This window comes from Anaerococcus groningensis, assembly GCF_046365465.1.
Classification (GTDB): domain Bacteria; phylum Bacillota; class Clostridia; order Tissierellales; family Peptoniphilaceae; genus Anaerococcus; species Anaerococcus groningensis.
This window is the reverse complement of record NZ_JBGMEG010000008.1, coordinates 1-19502: the sequence shown is the minus strand read 5'-3', so window position 1 is coordinate 19502 and position 19502 is coordinate 1. Positions and strand designations below refer to the sequence as shown.

Here is a 19502-nt window from a genome sequence, read left to right as displayed (position 1 = left end):
TCCTATTTATTTTATATTAAAATTGTACAATTGTTCCTTATTTTTGTCAAGTATAATTATTCTTTTAGCTTATCATTTTAAATAATTATCCAAAATGATAATGAGTATCAATTGTTATTAGTCTTATGTAAGTCACATATCTTGTAGTGTTTTTCTATAGTTTCATCATCGTCTTTTTGAATTCTTACCTTACAACATTCACGAACCATATTATTCGCAATTACTACACCCTCACCGTCTTCAGTTGCAACTGTTTGCCCGTATTTTGGCATAGTTTTTTTTACTTCTAAATAATGATCTTCTTCATAGGCTAGACAACACATAAGTCTACCACACACTCCAGAAATCTTAGATGGATCTAGGCTAATATTTTGATCTTTGGCACATTTTATAGATAATGGCTCAAATTCTGTTAAGTATCTAGAGCAGCAACACTCTTGGCCACAAGATCCATAATGTTTTATAAGTTTTGCATGATCTCTTACACCAATTTGTCTTAGTTCTATGCGGCTTTTAAAAGTACTGGCTAAGTCTTTTACTAATTCTCTAAAGTCAACTCTTTTAGCTGAAGTAAAATAAAAAGTAAGTTTTGACCTATCAAAAGTGTAATTACAATCTACTATCTTCATATTTAGATTATATTCATCGGCTTTTTCTTGGCAAATTTCTTGGGCATTTTTAGCATCTAATTCATTTTTAAAATGCTGATCCATATCTTCATCTGTAGCAAGTCTTATAACTTCTCTTAAATCTTGGTCAAAATTTTCTTTTTCTTTATCTACATTAACCAGACCTACTTCACCAAGTTCTATTCCATTTTCTGTTTCTACAATTACTTTTTGTTTGTAGTTATATTTTTCATCGTTAGCTTTAAAGTAATATATTTTACCCGTTTCTTTAAATCTAACTCCTATTACATTCACTATCCTATCCCTCCCTTGTATACACTAAAGATTACCTCTTCTATAGCTAAATCATAGTTAATATTATTCTTTAAACCAATTTTAATAGTGTATATCAAGTTAATTATTTCTTCTATCTGACTTAGATTAATATCCGCTAATTTCTTTATGTTTAAATTTGAATTTACTAACCCCGGCATATATTTTTCTTTTACAACCATTTCAAATATATCAATTAGCCCATCAAACATCAAAGACTTATCATTTTTATAGCTATCGAAAAAAGCCTTGTTTTGGTAAAACTGGCTAATATTTCCCCTATAAGTTTCAGCAAGGATTTCTGATAATCTATCTAAATCAATATCACTTTTTATCTCATCAGCATTTAGTCTAATAATCTGACACCTAGACCTTATGGAAGGCAAGAGTAAGTCCTTATTTTTTGTAGTAAAGATTATTATATTGTAATCTTTTAGCTCTTCTATAGTCTTAAGCATAGCATTAAAACCTTCTGTCCTCATATTATGAGCATTGTGAACTATGTAAATTTTTATTGTATTATTAGAAGGTTTTAGGGCTGTATATTTTAGCAGAACTCTTACGCTTTCAATATCGATTATATCATTTCCCTTATCTATTATGTATAAATCTGGGTTTATATTATTTTCTATGTAAACGCCCTTACTTTCAAATACTTTTTTAGCAAAATCATTCGCAAATTCTAAGTTATATGATTCATTGGCTGATTCGAAAATATAGGCATGTGAAAGGGAATTTTCATTAATCTGTGTATCTAAATCTATCATAGTCTAATGTATTGGTCTACATCTAGAATAAATATTGTTGCTCCACCTACGGTAATATCTACAGGTACTGTATTTGATAAAAGCGAGCTTTCTGCTGACGGGTTAATGATTGTTGTAGTGGTATTTCTTCTTTTGCAGTTGTGTTCAATAATAGATAAAACATCATCTAACTTTTCTTCTTCAACACCTATCAATAAGGTTGTATTACCTTTTTTTAAAAATCCACCTGTTGTAGATAACCTAGTAACTCTGTAGCCACTTTCTGTAAGGGAATCCATCAAGAAATTTACATCTGCATCTTGTACAATCGAAATTAATAGTTTCATCTAATCCTCCAATAAATCTTTTATAAGTTTTAAAACATCAGTGCTAACTTCCTCTATAGAACGAGTGGCATCTACCTGTTTTATGTCATCATTATATCTATCAGCTATATCTAAGTAGGCATCAAAAATTATTTTATGAAAGTCAAAGTCTTCATTTTCTAACCTATCTGCTGAAAAATTTGCTCTTTTACGAACCAAAGCTGTTTTGTAATCTATATTAAAAAATATAGTCAGGTCTGGTTTCACATCACCTATGGCAAAGTCATTTATAGCCTTTACTTCATCTATTCCTAAGCCACGACCTACTCCTTGATATAAGAGGGAGCTTAGGACAAAGCGATCACATAAAATTATTTCACCATTTGCTAGGGCTGGTCTTAATTTTTCTTCTACTAGTTGGGCTCTACTTGCTGCAAAAAGTAAACTTTCAGTTTTTGCTGCCATATTTATATTATCATTGTCGATAATAATTTCTCTAATCTTTTCAGAAATATCAGTACCGCCGGGTTCTCTGACAAGCGTTAACTTATAGCCCTCATCAGTCAGTTTTTCATTAACTTTTTTTAATATCGTAGTTTTTCCAGATCCATCTGGTCCTTCAAAAACAATTAGCTTTCCATTCATAAATCTATTATAGCAAATATAGCTACTTTCTGGCAATAAAAAAAGACCCTAAGGCCTTTAAATTATTATTACTCAGCGTCGTCAGCTTCTTCACCTTCTGTTTCTTCAACAGTTGGTACATCAGCAGCATCAACATCAGCAGCTTCTTCATCTTCTGGAAGTTCTTCTTCAGTTGCTTCTTGTAGTGAGCAAATAACTTCATCTTCTTCTGCAAGAATTGTGATGTTTTCATTTCCAAAGATATCAAGATCTGCGATAGTTTTAGAATCACCGATTTCAATTTCAGTAATATCTACTTCAGCTGTTTGTGGAATGTATTTTGGTAAACATTCTACTTCTACGCTATCCATATTTTGTACTAATACTGCTGAGTCGATGTTTAAATCATCTCTTCCTAATAGTACAATTGGTACATTAACCCTAATTGCTTCATTTTGGTTAATAGCTTGGAAATCAACGTGTAAAAATTGATTTTTGTATGGATGTGTTTGGTAGTCTTTAATAAGTACATCTTTATTTTCTCCATCAACATCTAAAGTAATGATTGTAGATGTACCAGCTTGTCTTAAAATTTTATCGAAGTCTCTTGATGTAACTTGAACATTAAGATTATCTTCACCTTTGGCATAAACAACAGCTGGAATTAAATCTTCAGCTCTTAATTTATTAACTTTGTTTTTTCCAGTAACTTCTCTGTTATTTGCATTTAATACTAAGTCTGCCATATTCCCTCCTTTTATATTTTCATACTGACTAATTATACCCTAAAATCTCACGCTTTACAATGATTAGTTTTTATAATAAGATATAAAATAGATAAATAACATGTTCTGTAATGTAAGGAGAATAATATGACAAATAGAGTTGTAAAATTTGGACAACTTGAATTAACAGTTAATGGTGATAAGCTAAAGGTAAATGACACCGCTCCAAATTTTAAAGCTAAATTAGAAGACTTATCAGACTATGATTTTTATAAAAATGAAGAGGGTAAGGTAAAAATTATATCTGCCGTTCCTTCTGTAGATACATCTGTTTGTGAACTACAGACATTCTTGCTATCTAAAAATGAGGAGAATTTTCCAAAAGACTTATCAGTAGTTACAGTTTCAAACGATTTGCCTTTTGCTCAAAAACGCTTTATAAAGGATAAAGAAATATCAACCTTAGTATTTGTTTCTGATTATCTTTACCAAGACTTTGCCAAAGAATATTCTCTATTTATAAATGAATTAAAACTTGTAAATAGGGCTATGTTTGTTGTGGATAAAAAAAATGTTATAAGACATGTAGAGTATTTGGATCACAATACAGAATTACCTAATGTTGAGAAGGCTTTGGAAGTTGCATTAAGTCTTACAAACGAAAAATAAACCCTTAAGATTTTAAATCCTAAGGGTTTTTCTTATTTTAAAAATTCTTCGTATTTTTCTCTATCATAGACAACATCTAGTTCTCCAATAAAGTTTGTATATCTATCTGGATAACAAAATCCTTCCTTAAAACGATATAAACCATCTTTGGAGTCTAATGAAAATGTACCACCGAAGTCAAAGTACTCATAGCCATTTTCACGTGACCATTTAATTTCTTCCCAAATCATATTAAAGTTTGGCATCTTATTTCTTTTTTCATTTGAACTAGCTGCATATAGATAATAAACTTTATTACCGTATGGAACTAGAAGTGAAGCAGATAAGGCCTCATCTTCATAGTAAGAAGTAAAAATCTTCCCATTCATATACTCTAATAATCTTTTAAAATATTCTTTTGGTCTATGACCTATTTCTTGTCTTTCAGCCATTATTTTGGTCAAATTATAAAATTGGTCTAGGATTTTATCATTAGTTTCTTCTACCGTTTTTATATCATTTCTATATGATTTTCTAATATTTCTACGGGTAGCTGATGAAAAACTTTCAAACAATTCATCTTCACTCATCCCTGAGATAGGTAAAATCATATTATATCTTGGCTGGGTAAATGAATGGGGATCAGTACCATAGGTTCTAAAATCATAGCCCCTTTTTTCGTATTCATATATAGCTTTTTCATCAAATTTTACTTCTGGGTCCATCCTTAGTAAAAAAGCATCGTATTTTTCTTTTAATACATCTGCTTCTTTTATCAAAGCATCTACAAGCTCATAGTTTTTAAAATCACAAACTGGCCCACGTGGAGCATATAGAAAATATTTTCCATTAGGATTTTTAATTCCAATTACACTCATAGCCCCTATAATTTGCTTATTTTCTTCTATATAAATATAGTCACTAGACCAATTTTCCTTAACATCAGCCCACGCTGGGTCCTGCATTGGTCTTGCATATTCACAATTTCTTACAAATTCTTTATATTTTTCTAACTCTTCCTTAGTTTCTACTAATGGCATTGCCTCTCCCTACTCTATCAAACTTTCTAAAAGGGTCAATGTAGTTATTGACCCTATTCCATTTTTACTTGTTAATATTTCTAAGTCTAAATCTTTTAAATCATTAAAATCGACATCACCTATTATCTTACCATTTACATAAGAAGTTCCAACATCTATTATAACCTGTCCATCTTTAAAGTAACTTTTGTCATAATAATTCCCCTTACCTATGGCGGAAATAAATATATCACTATTTTTTATAAATTCTTTATCATCAGTAGTATGCTGATTTAAAATAGTAACAGTAGCATGATTTTTGGATAAAAAAGTTGCTAAAGGTAGGCCAATTAAATTTGTATTGTTAGCAATAACTATATTCTTTGACTTCAAATCGTAATTATTTAATAAAAATTTTGCTACAGCTTTGGGTGTAGCTGGTAGATAATCTATTTGCCCGCTTGTAGATCTGCCCATTGATTTATAAGTAAACCCATCTAGGTCTTTTATATTGATATTTTTGCGCAAATATTCCATATCCTCAAAGTCACCAAAAGGTAAAAATATTATAAAACCATCATCTTCATTAAAGCTATTAATATATTTAACCATTTCACTGGCTGATACATTTTCATCAAACTCATGGTCAATATAGCTTATATCAAATTCTTCACATCTTTTGATAATAAAGTTTTTATAAGATAGTTCTTCATCACTAGGGTTATGGGTTAATAATAAAATTTTATTTTGAATTTTATTATTTTTTAGTTTGTCAATTAAATATTTTTTATCATTTTTTGTATCAAGTATTTTCATAGTTACTCCAATAAAAAAACGCCCATTTGGGCGTATCTCTATTAATTAGAATATTCTTCTAGCACCAGCAAATACTTTTTGATAGTAATTGCTATATACATTATCGTATTTTACACCTGATTTTGGTGTTGATGCGTGGATAAATGTACCATCAGAACTTGTAACTATTCCAACGTGATCTATACTGCTGTGATTTGAGAAGAATACTAAGTCCCCAGGTTGTAAGTTATTAATACCAACAGCATAACCGTTATTAAATTGTGCTTGTGATGAGTGAGGTAAGCTTACTCCTAGTTGTCTGTAAGCATAAGTTACTAAACCAGAGCAGTCAAAACCTACTGAAGGATCTGATGCACCCCATACATATGGGCTACCCGCAAATCTACTTGCTATATTTGCAGCTTGTTGACCATTTTGATTTACTACTGGTGCAGCTGTTTGTTCTGCTACTATCTCTTCTTCATCAACTACTTCTTCAACCACGGTTTGTTGTGCTTTTTGAGCCTCAGCTGATGTCTCTTTATTTTCTTCAACTACAGGTGCTTGTTGTGCTTGTTGTTGAGCTTTTGCATTTTCTAAAGCTTGTTTTTCAGCTTCTTGAGCAGCTTGAGTTGTTAGATAATATGAAGAAACGAAAGCTGTTTTTCCATTGTAATTTATTCTAACCCAACCATCAGCTATTTCACCTTCTACTATTGCACCCTTTGCTAAAGTACCGATGATATTTCCTGTTTTAGCCTTATCTCTTACATTAATTACGGCTGTATTATGAACCCATCCACTAAATGGAGTTCCATATTTTGCTGGAGTCTCTTGTTTTTCTTCTTTCACTTCTTTTTGTTGAGTAGCTTTAGCCTCTTCTTCCTTTTTGATTTGTTCTTGTTGAGCGGCTTTAGCTTCTTCTTCTTTTTTGGCTTGGACTTGTTGAGCAATTTTTGCTTCTTCCTCTTTTTTAGCTTCAGCAGCTTTTCTTGCTTGGATAGTGTCAACTAAATTTTGAGGATACTCATTTGAAAGATATTTTAAGTTTAGATATCCTTCTTCTATTTTTAACCAATCCCCTTCAATAACACCTTCTACCTTATCTCCAGCTGCTAGAGTTCTTATAGCATTTGTGTTATCATCCATTGATTTTGAAGATCTGATATATAGAGCTTCTACATTGACAAATTTACTAACCACTTGGTTAGATTCTTCTTTTTCTTCTGTTTCTACTTCTTCAGCATTATTATCAAGGTAATTTACTACTTCATCGTCAGCTTCAGCTACTTCTAAATCTTCTTCATTTTGGTCAGATAAAGCTTCATCTAGCTTGGTATCATCATAGGCTAAAACTTCATCGCCTTGATCATCTACTACTTCCTCACTTGTTTGCTCTTCCTCTGTTTTTTCAGTGCTTGCAAGTTCAGTATTTTCTTCATCAACTTCTGGTAAATTAGAGTCATCGTATAAAATAACTTCATCATCAGAAGTGTTTAATTCTTCATCAGCTACTTCTGTTGTTTCTTCTGATTCTGTTTCTTCATCTGCTCTAACATCTTGAGATTCTTCTTCTACAGATTCTTTAGCAACAACATTGATTACAGAAGTTTTAAGTATCTCTTTTGCATTTTCTTCTACTTTTGCAACAGCTTCTTCTTTTTCAGCTGTATTTTGTACTACTCGTGTTTCGTTTGCAATAGCAGTATTTTTTAGATCATTTGTATAATCTGATTTTACTAAGTTGTAATCATATGTATTATCACTATAGTTTGGTGTAAACATAGCGTTAGTATTTCTGTCTGATTCTAAATTATTTATAGTTGAAGCATAGGCTGTAGCTCCTGCAGTTACTGCAGCAACTAAAGAAAAAGCTGCTCCAATTTTCTTCTTATTCATTGGTAAATAGATTCCCTTCTTTACTGTATTAAATAGTCCTGAAATTAAATCTGTGTTAATTTTATACTAACTTAACAAATGTGTCAAGAAAAAGTTACAAAAAAATTACACTTTTAAGTGGAATATTTAGCTATATTGTAAAAATATCTTATACATTATAAATATAACTAAAAAAACAAATTAAAAGTGTAAGATTTTATAATATGATAAACAAAATAATTACATTTTGTAATATTTATGTAAGGAGCAAATCTATAAGCCGTGTTCTGTATTAGACAATCATCTATCTAGGCTTATTGTTGCCAATAAGCTCAAGCGAACAACCATTCTGGATCAAAGCCGAGCAAGCTTTGTTTATCATCCCTTCGTTCTTGCACCGGATGGGGTTTACATAGCCTATATGTCACCATATAGCTGGTGAGCTCTTACCTCGCCTTTCCAACCTTACCGAGTAAACTCGGCGGTATATTTCTGTTGCACTAGCCTGAAGATCACTCCTACTTGACGTTATCAAGCATCCTTGCTCTGTGGTGCACGGACTTTCCTCGTACTTAGCCGCGATTGTCTGATTTACTCCATGCTTTATTTTACCGTTTATTAAACTTTTGTAAAATCTATATTAGATAAAGGTTCTAAAACTATCTTCTTTAGAATAAGTGTATACATCTTTTTCTGTCATACTTGCTATTACATCTTTCAATTTATAAATAACATGGTTTTCGCTAGCAAAATGACCTGCATCTATTATAATAAGACCTCTATTTGAGTAATCCATAGCCATATGATAAGAAACATCACCTGTAAGCATAAGATCACAGCTATGCTCAAGGGCGTCATCTAAAAGTGAAGAACCAGACCCACCGCAAACTGCAATTTTAGAAATGGTTTTTTCCATATCCCCATAGTAGATTAATTCTTCTGCTTTTAATTTTTCTTTAACAATACTTGCAAAATTTTTAGCCTGAGTTGGATTTATTTCCCCAAATCTACCAAGTCCTACTTCATTGCCTACTTCTAAAACTCTAGGATTTTTTATCTCTAGAATATTACATAGATTATCATTTAATCCATCATCTGCTATATCAAGGTTAGTATGCATAGCAAAAACTGTAATATCATTTTTAATTACTTTTTCTAAGCGCTTATAAAATTGATCAGATAAATCTATAGACTTTGTGCCATTAAATAAATATGGGTGATGAGTTATTATTAGATTACAATTATTTTTAATAGCTAAATCTACTCCCTCATCCTCTAAATCAAGGCTAACTAGGATGTTTTTTAATTCATTATTTAAATTTCCAATTTGTAATCCTGAATTATCCCAATTTTCCTGAAGATCTAGGGGGTATTTTTCATTTAGTTTATAAATTAAATCTCTTATTTCCATCTTTTATATACCTCATCTATAGCTTCTAGCCTTTTATTTATCTTATCAAGCCCATCATTATTAGCTGATTTTTTTATAATATCCTCTTTAAATGATAGATTTTTTTTGTAGTCAATAGCTAATTTTTCTTCTAATAGCTTGCTTCTCTTATCAATATTTTCGTATCCATAATATAAGTCCGCGAGGGAAAGGTCTTGGGCTTTACCGTAAGATACTTTAATAACATCATAATATTTACCATGCTCAAAGGTTAGAAAATCTCTAGTTATTTCAAAATTATTTTGATTTAAATATGAACGAAGCTTTTCAGTAGCAATGTTTGAAGCCAGTACCATATAATCTAGAGTTTTTACAAAGTCTAGGCTATCATCTATTATGTCTATAATAGTATTGCCACCCATACCAGCAATAATTGCGACTTGATTTTCTTTTTTTTCTATACCCTTAAAACCATCAGTTACCCTCGTTTTGATTATTTTCCTTAAATCATCATCTAGTTTATCTTCTAGTTTTTGTAAGGATGGGGCTGATATATCTGTTGCTAATATATCTGTGCTTATTTCATTTTTTGCCAAATATAAAGGAACCAATCCATGATCGGTTCCTACATCTATGACACTTTTTCCGCTGTCAATTATATTTACAATTTCCATTAATCTTTTTTTATCATTCATTATAAAAAGTCTTTCAGTGATTCGCTTTTGTTTGGTGATTTTAGTTTTCTTAAGGCCTTGGCCTCAATTTGACGAATTCTTTCACGAGTTACATCAAATTCTTTACCTACTTCTTCTAGGGTGCGAGGAGTACCGTCTATAAGACCAAATCTTAATTGTAAAACTCTTTTTTCTCTTTGGCCAAGACATGATAAAACATCATTTAACTGTTCACGTAACATGGTATAATTTGCCGCATCATCAGGATTAACTGCTGTTTCATCTTCTATAAAGTCTCCTAAGTGAGAATCTTCCTCTTCACCAATTGGTGTTTCTAAAGAAACAGGTTCTTGGGCAATTTTTCTGATTTCTTGAACTTTAGAAACTTCTATACCCATTTGTTCTGCTATTTCTTCGTTTGTTGGGTCACGTCCTAGGTCTTGGACAAGTTGTCTTTGAGTCCTTACGAGTTTATTTATAGTTTCTACCATATGAACTGGTATTCTTATAGTTCTGGCTTGGTCAGCTATGGCACGGGTGATTGCTTGTCTTATCCACCATGTAGCATAGGTTGAGAATTTAAAACCACGATTATAATCGTATTTATCAACTGCTTTCATAAGACCCATATTACCCTCTTGAATAAGATCTAAGAAACTCATACCACGCCCTACATATTTTTTAGCAATAGATACTACTAATCTTAAGTTTGTTTCTGCTAATTTTTGCTTAGCTCTCTTAGCCTTTAAAATAGCTCTTTTTAGATTTAGTTCATCTTCACTGCTTATTTGATCAGACCTTAAAATCATGTGAGCTAGGTTGCTATCAGCTAAATATATTTTTATATCTTTTTCAAACTCGTTATTTACTTCTTTGCCATCTTTTATACTTTGAGAAACTGCTGCCGCCTCTTTAAAATTATCGATAATCATCCTATCGTTGGTTTTTATATATTCATTGTTAGCAGCTGTAGATAATAAGTCTGTAAAAAACTCATAGTTATAGGTTACAACTTCTTCATTTTCATTTAAGTTTATCAAATGATCAAAAGAATCAAAAAGATCACATAAGGAGTTTGCATCACTTATTGATAGTTCTTTTTCTTCTATAGATTGGCTAGCTATCTTACAAATTAAAACCTTGGCCTTTAGTTCCTCAATTTTTTCTACATCTGGATTTTCAACCATTATTTCATCAAATAATTTGCCCATGGCAATAATACCATCTAGATTATTTATAGAACTTTCTGATATTCTACCACTATTTACTAGTTCATCATTGGCTATTTCTATAACTTTAGCTAGGTTTCCAAAGAAAATATCATTTGATAATTTCATTTTGTTTTGCTTATTAAGATTAGTACCTTCTAATTTTTTTCTAGCTATTTCTCCCATTTCCATCTGGCGCGCTAGGTGAATTTCTTCTTTAGCTGTTAGTAAAGAGACTTTACCAATTTCTTTTAGGTACATTTTTACAGGGTCATCTAGTTTTATACCTGATATATTATCGACATCATCATCGACTACTTCTTCCTCAATTTTTGATTCGTCGATATCCTCTTCTTCTGATATATCATCATCTAAATCATCTTTTAAATCTTTGTCATCTTCTATATCATCATCAGTGCTTGCCTCAGATTTTTCGACTATCTCGATTCCCCTGCTGATTATTTGTGAGATAACATATTTTTTGCCATCATCTTCTATTTCTTTAAATGTTTCAAATGTATATACTTGACTATAGGTAATCATTCCATCTTGAGATTCACTGATAGATTGAAATTCTTCTATTATCTCATTTAAAACATCTTCATCAAGTAGTTTATCGCTATCGCTACTCATTAAAACTCCCCTTAGCTTCATTTTTAAGAGACCTTAACTTATCCAGCTTTTTAATTTTTTCATAGTATTCTATCTTATCGACTAGTTCACTTGGATAAATAGGATTAGTATTATCTCTTATATAATTTAAAATGTATATATGATCCTCATCATTTTTATTAAACTTTTCTAGATTTTTATCTACAATAAAGTCTTTCATATCTATAAGCTTAGAATTTGTAAGACTTTTATCAAAAATTTCCTGATTTTTCAAATAATCTTCTTTTTGATTAAAAATTAGTCTTAAAACTTCTAGCTCAAGGAAATTAAATTTTTGAGGATTGCTTTTTACTATAACCTTAGAATCATTTTTTTGCTTATAATAATTCTTGCGGCTTTCTTTTTCATTAATATTAGTATTATACTTGTCGACTGCTTGATTTAAAGTGCTTTTGTCTATCTTAAATAGAGTCGATACATTATTTGTAAATATTTCACGAGTAAGATCTGAATCGATACTTGCAAGAAACTCTACGAATAAATCAAGTTTTTCATATTTTTCATTTGGATTGGCCTTTGAATATAAATCCAATATCTGATTATACTTATAATTATAGGCATCCAAAGCATTTTCTTTTTTTTCTAGAAAGGCTTCCTTGCCATATTTTTTTATAAAGTCATCAGGATCTAGCCCTTCTTCCAAGGTGATTATCTTTGGTTTAACACCAGCATCTAAAAAAATTTCTATGGCCTTATTAGTTGCATTTATTCCAGCGCTATCTCTGTCATAGCAGATATAAATATTTTCTGCATAACGTTTTATAAGTTTAGCTTGATCAGGTGTAAGGGCTGTTCCTAGACTTGCAACACCATAATCGATACCAAAATTATTTAGAGCAATTACATCCATATAGCCTTCTACAAGGATAATATCAGTCCCTTTTTGCTTTTTATAAATATTTAGACCATAAAGATTAAATCTTTTTTTAAAAATATCTGATTCTGGTGAATTAAGGTATTTTGGCATCTCATCACCTATGGCCCTACCACCAAAACCTATTACATTACCATAGTGATTTATAATCGGAAAAATTATCCTATTTCTATATTTATCATAATAGTTGCCCTTGCTAGATTTTTTTATAAGTCCTATATCTTCTAAATCCTTTTTATCATAGCCCCTATATTCTATATAATCACACAAGTCTTGCCAGCTATTTTTAGCAAACCCTAGCATAAATCTATTGACAATTTTACCGCTAAGTCCCCTATTTTTTAGGTAGTTAATAGCTTCTTTGTTAGTCAATAAATTCTTATAATAAAACATCATAATATCTTTATTAATTTCATAAAGTTCTTTGTTTCTAGGATTGGCCTCATAGTTATTAGAATATTCCATTCTTATACCTGCTTTATTTGCTAGATATTCCAAACTTTCAGGATATGATAAACCCTCTTTTTGCATAATAAAAGAAACAACATCTCCTCCTACTCCGCAGCCGAAGCAGTGAAATAATTGTTTCTTTTCATCAACAGTAAAAGAAGGTGTTTTTTCATTGTGGAAGGGACATAAGCCCTTATATGATGAACCTGCTCTTTTGAGATCAACATATTCTCCAATGATATCTACAATGTTAGAACTTGCTCTAATTTCATCAATTTTTTGCTCTGAAATCATAGCCATATAATCACCTCTATTACCTAAATTATACTTATAATAATTTTGTAATCAATTTTAGACCTTCAAAATAAAAAGAGATTCTACAATCTTATTTTGTAAAATCTCTTTTATGAATAATTTATGCTATTTTTCTTCTGGTCTTTTCTTAAGTTTTCCTAAAATTAATGCTCCTACTATTGATCCAGCAGCTACTGCTAAAAGGAAGAACAAGGCTTGGTTTAAGCTACTCATAGCAGGAAGGACAAATACTCCTCCGTGTGGGGCAGGCGATTGTACATTAAAGGCTCCGACTATAGCACCAGCTATTGCTGATCCTATTGCAACTGAAGGAATAACACTTTGTGGTTCACTAGCCGCAAAAGGAATAGCCCCTTCTGTAATAAAGCTTAGTCCTAAGATAAAGTTTGTAATTTTTGTTTCTTTTTCTTTATCTGTAAATTTATTTTTAAATAAAGTACATGCTAGGGCTATAGCAATTGGTGGCACCATACCTCCAACCATTACAGCTGCCATATATGATCCAATACCTGTATCTGTAAAAACTCCAATAGCAAAGGCATAAGCAGCTTTATTTATTGGACCACCCATATCTATTGCCATCATAGCACCAAGTAATGCTCCAAGTAAGATTCTATTTGACCCACTTAAGTTTAGTAACCAATTATTTATTGCTGTATTTATTCCAGTAAATATAGGGTCTACTACTAGATACATTACAAGTCCTGTTAATAGTAAACCTAATACTGGGTAAATTAACATAGGTTTTAGACCTTCAACTGATTTTGGTAAATTTTTAGTGATTTTTTTAATAAAATTAATTATATAACCTGCGACAAAACCACCGATTAACCCACCTATAAATCCAGCTCCACGACTTGCCATAAGTCCTGCAACCATACCAGGCATTAATGCTGGTCTATCTCCAATAGACATTGCTATATATCCAGCAAGAATTGGTATTAGGAAGCTCATAGCATCAGAGCCAAGATCATTTAAAACTGTAAATACTGGTGAACTATCTCCCATAAATCTTTCAAATAAGAAAGAAATTGCTAGCAGTATCCCCCCACCTATAACAAATGGAAGCATGTGACTAATACCATTCATCACATCGCCATATATCTTTTGCCATAGGGTTTGAGAATCATCAGAACTTTTTGCGTGATCTTTACTGGTATTATTTTGGCTATGGAAGATACTTGCATCTCCTTTTATCGCGTGAGCTACTAATTCATCAGCTTTTCTTATACCGTCAGATACTGGTCTTTGGATTACTTTTTTACCATCAAATCTGTCAGTTTTTACTTTTTTATCAGCAGTTATTATTACAGCCTTGGCATTTTTTATATCTTCATCAGTTAATTTATTTTTGATACCATCTGATCCATTTGTTTCTACTTTTATATCAACTCCGGCTTTTCTTGCAGCTTCTTCAAGACCTTCTTGAGCCATATAAGTATGAGCTATACCATTTGGACAAGCAGTTACGGCTACTATTAAATCTTTTGGTGATTCATTTGATATTTTTTCAGTTTTTGATGTAGTAGTTTCTGATGTATAGGTATTTTCTACAACAGTTTTTTCTTTATTTTCAGAATATTTATCTATTACTTGGTATACTTCATCTGGGCTATTTACTTTTTTAAGATCATCTACAAAACCAGCTTTCATTATCATTTTTGATAATTCTGCTAGAGTTTCTACATGAAGGTTATTTTCTCCATCTGGAGCTGCAATGGCAAAAAATATAAAGGTATCTTCACCATCAAGGGCTTCGTAGTCTAGTCCATCATTTTTTCTAGCAAATAAAACTGCAGGTTCTTTAACAGTTTTATTTTTTGAGTGAGGAATAGCTACTCCATCTCCTAGGGCTGTTGAGCCTTGTTCTTCTCTATCTCTTAAACCATCTGCAAATTCTTCTTTAGAATTTACATATCCGTGTTCATAAAATTTACTAGCTAATTCTTCTATAGCACCTTTTTTATTATCAGCCTTTAAATCTAGAATCATTAGCTCTTTTTTTAGTAGATCTTTAATTTCCATATTCATTTACCTCTACTTTTTCTAATATTTCATAAATATAATCTTTACTTGCTATATCTTCGCTAAAGGCAGTTGCTGTTCCACAAGCTACTGCAAGTTTGTAGGCTTTTTCTTTAGATAAACCATTTTTTATACCATAGATAAAACCACCCACCATACTATCGCCAGCTCCTACTGAGTTTATTAATTTTCCTTCAATAGGTTTAGCCTTTAAACTAATATCATCACTTACAAAAATAGATCCATCTTTCCCTAGTGAAATAATTACGTTTTTAGCACCAAGTTCATAAAGCTTCTTAGCATAGGTTAAAATGTTTCTATCATCAATCTTAGTTTCAAATATTGCCTCAAGTTCATCGATATTTGGTTTTACTAATAAGGGTTTATAAGATAAATAATCTAGCAATTCTTTGCCGCCTATATCTATAGTAAATTCTAGATTTTTCTTATCCAGAATTTTTTTATAAAAGTCTAGGCCAAGCGATTTTGGAATTGATCCTGATAGTATTAAAGTATCTGTGGAATTAAGTTCAGATATTTTTTCTAAAAATCTATTGATTTCATCTTCATTAATATCTGGCCCACCAGCATTTATTTCAGTTTCTTCATCGTATTTGAGCTTTACATTTATACGTGAGTCCCCATCTATTTTAGTAAATTCTTCTTTTATACCAAGTTTATCTAACGAATCTACAATATATGAACCGGTAAATCCACCTATAAAACCTAAATTTATAGGATCTTCCCCTAGATTTTTAAGAAGTTTTGCAACCATTATTCCCTTACCACCTGGGAATTTTTTGTCTTCATAACTCCTATTTGTTGCTCCATCTTTAAACTCATCAAGTTTCATGATGTAATCTATAGATGGATTTAATGTGAGTGAATAAATCATTAATCCTCCTTAATATGTTTCGCTTGCTCAAAAGTACATATATTAGCAAAATATTTTTTATCTATTTTCGAAGAGTCAGCTAGAACAAAAGCTTTATTTGCTTGCCTTATGGCTGCTTTTTTTATCAAAGCTTCATTTATATCGGCAGTAGTATAAGTTTTATTTTCTACGCCATTGGCACCTATAAATGCTAAGTCAAAATTCAAATCGTTTATTTCATTTAAAGTCTGCTCACCGTAACTTATAAATGTAGATGCCTTTAATTTGCCTCCTAGTAAAATCGTAGGAATAGCTAGAGCACTTAATTTTTCTAAATGCATCAGACCATTTGTTACCACTGTGACATCTTTATCATGTAGGAAGTCAATCAAGCTATGAGTGGTAGTTCCAGCATCTAAAAATATATAAGCACCATTTTCAATTAATAGACTTGCTTTTTTTGCAATATTTTTCTTTGCTTCAATATTAGTTGTTTCATTAAAATGAAAGTTTGTCTCTTCAAGCAGCTTATTTAAGGTAGCCCCTCCATGGACTCGTCTTATTTCTCCCTTATCCTGAAGATAAACTAAGTCTCGCCTTAATGTTGATTCGCTTATATCTAGCTCTTCTAATAAAAGAGAATTAGAAACTGTTCCCTCTTTTTTTAGTATATTTCTTATAAGATTTAATCTTTCTTCTAGAATCATAAAAATAATATACTTCAGATTCAATCATTATCAATCAAAAACAGTCATAATTGTTAAATATTTATTAAACGAAAGTAAATTTTTATAAGAATTTATTGGGTATAAATATATTTAACTAATTTAATAATAAATTGAAAAAATATCTAATTATTAAAATGACTTTAAAAATGTAATTAGATATATTATAATGTTAATAAAGGATGGAATTAAAGGAAACTAATATTATGATTGAAAACACTTATTTTAGAGATATAGAACAAGAAAATGACATATCAAATGTAGATATAAAGGTTTTAGATGCTCAAAAAAATATTTACAGCAGAAATTATTCTTCAAGGATTCAGTTTCACCCTTTTACTTATTTTTACTATGTCAAACAAGGATTTGGAAAGCTCTCTGTAGAAAACGAAACTTTAAGTGTTCACCAAAATGATATAATTGTGATTAATTCTAATATAGGTCATACAATTTACGTGGATGGTGCATGTGGTACTTGTGAAATAATAGGTTTTGGAGTTGAATCGTTATCTTTATCCAAAATAAATAAGAAAAATGGGAAAGTTGAGTCTACTAACTTTTTTTCAGCAAATATTGAGGAAAACAAGCTAGATGCAACATATTTTGATGAAATTTTTGATGAATTTCATTCTGAAAAAATATTTTCAAAAGCTATGGCCAATTCAAAGGCTGCAATATTTATAATAGAGTTTTTAAGAAAATTTGAAAATATTATTACTGTAAAACATGACAGGAAAGTTAATAGGCAGATTGACTATATAAAAAACTATATAGATAGTAACTATTCTGAGGATATCAAGTTAGAGCAATTATCAGCAATGGCTTATATGAATAAATTTCACTTAATATCAGAATTTAAACAATCGTATAGGGTCACCCCTATCGAATATTTGATTCTTAAAAGAATTGAAATTTCTAAAAATTTACTAATTTCTACTAATCATTCTATGGAGGAAATTTCATCAATAGTAGGTTTTAATTCCCAATCTTATTTTAACCAGGTATTTAAAAAGAAAGTCGGACAAACTCCATCCCAATTTAGAAAAAAACATAGATTGTAATCTAACAGATAAAAGTCGAGTAATTAAATACTCGACTTTTTATTTAGCTACATCTTATTCCATTTTTTTAGATAATTTTTGTAAAAGTCCACGTTCTGTACAGTTTCTAATATTCCCTTGTAATTACCATTTTTATCCCAAACACCATAGTAGGTTACTGTATAATCACTGCCAGCTATATCTCTTATCACTACAACTTTATCTCTAGCTCCTGATTTAAGATCAGCAATAATTTTTCTAACCTTGCGTTCAGCTTGAGGTGGATGGCAAGAGTACACCTCTCTACCTAAAGAGGACTTTGGTCTTTTAAAAACTTTATCTCCATTATGATCATTATAATATGAGTTTATATCTTTTTCATCTACAAAGGTTATTTCAATGTCCATTGTATCTAGCAGCGCTTCAAGTTGATCCACTCTTAATTTTCCTTTTGAAAAATATATATAACCATCTGTATTTTCATCTTCTTGTTTTAATACTTTATTAGAATCTTCAGCCTGATTGATGTTTATATTTTGGTCATATTCACTTAAATCGTTATATATATTTGAATAATCTTCATCAGATAGATTTTCCTCTAATAATGGGAACAATATATTTTCTTCTTTATAGGTCATTTCCTCTGCCCTAGCAAGAGTATTTTCTAATAAATCTAAATCTTTATTTTTTATAGCCTTACTAAAACTTTTTAAGATTTCATAATCCACACCCCACATTACTTCTGAAGGACCTGGCTTATTATATTTTGATTTAAGCAGAGGATAGATTAAATCACCTTTTTTCCTATAGTGACTATTTAATAATTTTTTTAATTCTTTACTTTCTGTAAATTTTTCTTCCAAAGATAATTCTTCGTATTTTTTCAAGGCTTTCTTGATATTGTTATTTTCATGGTTAAAATATTTTAAAACATCATTTTCATAGGTTTTTGTGATATTTTCATTTTTAGTCATTCCGTGAAAAAGCGCTGAATGGACATCACACAGTTTTCTTACTTCTTCTTTATCCATACCTTCGCTTAATAGCGCTTGCTCAGCATCCATAATTTCAGATGAGGATACACCATCAAAATTCTCTTTAAAATCTTTTCTGACTTTTTCGATATCTTCCCCATCTGATAATCTTCTTATATAAGATTTAATTAATTTTTGTCTTTCTACAACTTCATCATTCATGGATGAATCCATAACCTCATAGCCAAGACTTTCAAGCTTTGATTCAACATCTGAAATTCCTAGTAACTTAGCTCCACGCTTTATTGACATTTTACTTGCCATATTTTCTATCATCAATGGATTATCTAAACCGATAAATCCAATATTTATTAAATCATTTTTTAAAGTTTCATTAGAATCTATTAACTTAGCAATGTTTTCATTTATATCTATTCTCATAGTTCATCCTCCACAATTATCTTAACATATAAAGAATATCATTATCAGTAACAATTGTTACAAAAATTCAAAAAAATAAAACTGTAGTAAAATTTTACTACAGTTTTTTGTTTGTTCACTTAAGTGAGTTGAACGAAC

The 19502-nt window shown here is 30.6% G+C and carries 18 protein-coding genes and 1 other RNA gene; 2 read left to right on the top strand and 17 right to left on the bottom strand.

Annotated elements, in window-relative coordinates; genetic code table 11:
- Positions 1-107: 107 nt before the first annotated feature.
- The 5 genes from AB9Q04_RS05100 to AB9Q04_RS05080 all read right to left on the bottom strand — a co-directional run bounded on the left by AB9Q04_RS05100 (position 108) and on the right by AB9Q04_RS05080 (position 3383).
- Complete coding sequence (locus AB9Q04_RS05100; protein WP_410024292.1) at positions 108-923, bottom strand: PSP1 domain-containing protein; 816 nt, start codon at positions 921-923, stop codon at positions 108-110.
- Entirely contained in the window at positions 923-1708 is a 786-nt protein-coding gene (locus AB9Q04_RS05095; RefSeq protein WP_410024291.1) for a DNA polymerase III subunit delta, read from the bottom strand. Before AB9Q04_RS05095 ends, AB9Q04_RS05100 begins: the two co-directional genes overlap by 1 nt.
- Positions 1705-2034: a cyclic-di-AMP receptor gene (locus AB9Q04_RS05090; RefSeq protein WP_410024290.1), complete on the bottom strand. Its 330-nt coding sequence runs from the start codon at positions 2032-2034 to the stop codon at positions 1705-1707. Before AB9Q04_RS05090 ends, AB9Q04_RS05095 begins: the two co-directional genes overlap by 4 nt.
- On the bottom strand, positions 2035-2658 hold the full coding sequence (gene tmk, locus AB9Q04_RS05085) for a dTMP kinase (protein ID WP_410024333.1): 624 nt from the start codon (positions 2656-2658) through the stop codon (positions 2035-2037).
- Positions 2659-2726: 68 nt separating this feature from the next.
- A complete protein-coding gene (locus AB9Q04_RS05080) occupies positions 2727-3383 on the bottom strand; it encodes a 50S ribosomal protein L25 (protein WP_410024289.1) in 657 nt (218 codons plus the stop codon).
- Positions 3384-3509: 126 nt separating this feature from the next.
- Between AB9Q04_RS05080 and tpx the strand changes: the two genes are divergently transcribed.
- A complete protein-coding gene (tpx, locus tag AB9Q04_RS05075) occupies positions 3510-4031 on the top strand; it encodes a thiol peroxidase (protein ID WP_410024288.1) in 522 nt (173 codons plus the stop codon).
- Between the two features lie 32 nt (positions 4032-4063).
- Here tpx and AB9Q04_RS05070 read toward each other — a convergent pair whose 3' ends face one another.
- From AB9Q04_RS05070 to AB9Q04_RS05020, 11 genes are all read right to left on the bottom strand, one after another.
- Positions 4064-5050, bottom strand: coding sequence for a lipid II:glycine glycyltransferase FemX (locus AB9Q04_RS05070; protein WP_410024287.1), 987 nt, complete (start codon positions 5048-5050; stop codon positions 4064-4066).
- A 9-nt stretch (positions 5051-5059) separates the two neighbouring features.
- Positions 5060-5845, bottom strand: a complete 786-nt coding sequence (locus AB9Q04_RS05065; RefSeq protein WP_410024286.1) for a tetrahydrofolate dehydrogenase/cyclohydrolase catalytic domain-containing protein — start codon at positions 5843-5845, stop codon at positions 5060-5062.
- A gap of 45 nt (positions 5846-5890) precedes the next feature.
- Positions 5891-7723: an NlpC/P60 family protein gene (locus tag AB9Q04_RS05060; RefSeq protein ID WP_410024285.1), complete on the bottom strand. Its 1833-nt coding sequence runs from the start codon at positions 7721-7723 to the stop codon at positions 5891-5893.
- Positions 7724-7962: 239 nt separating this feature from the next.
- Positions 7963-8300, bottom strand: an RNA gene (rnpB, locus tag AB9Q04_RS05055) — RNase P RNA component class A.
- A 42-nt stretch (positions 8301-8342) separates the two neighbouring features.
- A complete protein-coding gene (locus AB9Q04_RS05050; RefSeq protein WP_410024284.1) occupies positions 8343-9113 on the bottom strand; it encodes a Nif3-like dinuclear metal center hexameric protein in 771 nt (256 codons plus the stop codon).
- A complete protein-coding gene (locus tag AB9Q04_RS05045) occupies positions 9104-9787 on the bottom strand; it encodes a tRNA (adenine(22)-N(1))-methyltransferase (RefSeq protein ID WP_410024283.1) in 684 nt (227 codons plus the stop codon). The genes AB9Q04_RS05050 and AB9Q04_RS05045 overlap by 10 nt, the downstream gene beginning before the upstream one ends.
- Positions 9787-11607: an RNA polymerase sigma factor RpoD gene (gene rpoD / locus AB9Q04_RS05040; protein WP_410024282.1), complete on the bottom strand. Its 1821-nt coding sequence runs from the start codon at positions 11605-11607 to the stop codon at positions 9787-9789. Before rpoD ends, AB9Q04_RS05045 begins: the two co-directional genes overlap by 1 nt.
- Entirely contained in the window at positions 11600-13270 is a 1671-nt protein-coding gene (gene dnaG, locus AB9Q04_RS05035) for a DNA primase (RefSeq protein ID WP_410024281.1), read from the bottom strand. Before dnaG ends, rpoD begins: the two co-directional genes overlap by 8 nt.
- Positions 13271-13390: 120 nt before the next feature.
- Positions 13391-15310: a PTS fructose transporter subunit IIABC gene (locus AB9Q04_RS05030; protein ID WP_410024280.1), complete on the bottom strand. Its 1920-nt coding sequence runs from the start codon at positions 15308-15310 to the stop codon at positions 13391-13393.
- Positions 15300-16205, bottom strand: coding sequence for a 1-phosphofructokinase (pfkB, locus tag AB9Q04_RS05025; RefSeq protein WP_410024279.1), 906 nt, complete (start codon positions 16203-16205; stop codon positions 15300-15302). Before pfkB ends, AB9Q04_RS05030 begins: the two co-directional genes overlap by 11 nt.
- Positions 16205-16891, bottom strand: coding sequence for a DeoR/GlpR family DNA-binding transcription regulator (locus tag AB9Q04_RS05020; RefSeq protein ID WP_410024278.1), 687 nt, complete (start codon positions 16889-16891; stop codon positions 16205-16207). The genes pfkB and AB9Q04_RS05020 overlap by 1 nt, the downstream gene beginning before the upstream one ends.
- A 224-nt stretch (positions 16892-17115) precedes the next feature.
- On the opposite strand from AB9Q04_RS05020, the gene AB9Q04_RS05015 reads away from it, so the two are divergent.
- Positions 17116-17970 carry an AraC family transcriptional regulator gene (locus AB9Q04_RS05015; protein WP_410024277.1) on the top strand — a complete coding sequence of 285 codons (855 nt, stop codon included), beginning with the start codon at positions 17116-17118 and terminating at the stop codon, positions 17968-17970.
- A 47-nt stretch (positions 17971-18017) separates the two neighbouring features.
- Here the strand turns inward: AB9Q04_RS05015 and AB9Q04_RS05010 are convergent, their stop codons facing one another.
- On the bottom strand, positions 18018-19364 hold the full coding sequence (locus AB9Q04_RS05010) for a DUF438 domain-containing protein (protein ID WP_410024276.1): 1347 nt from the start codon (positions 19362-19364) through the stop codon (positions 18018-18020).
- Positions 19365-19502: the final 138 nt, after the last annotated feature.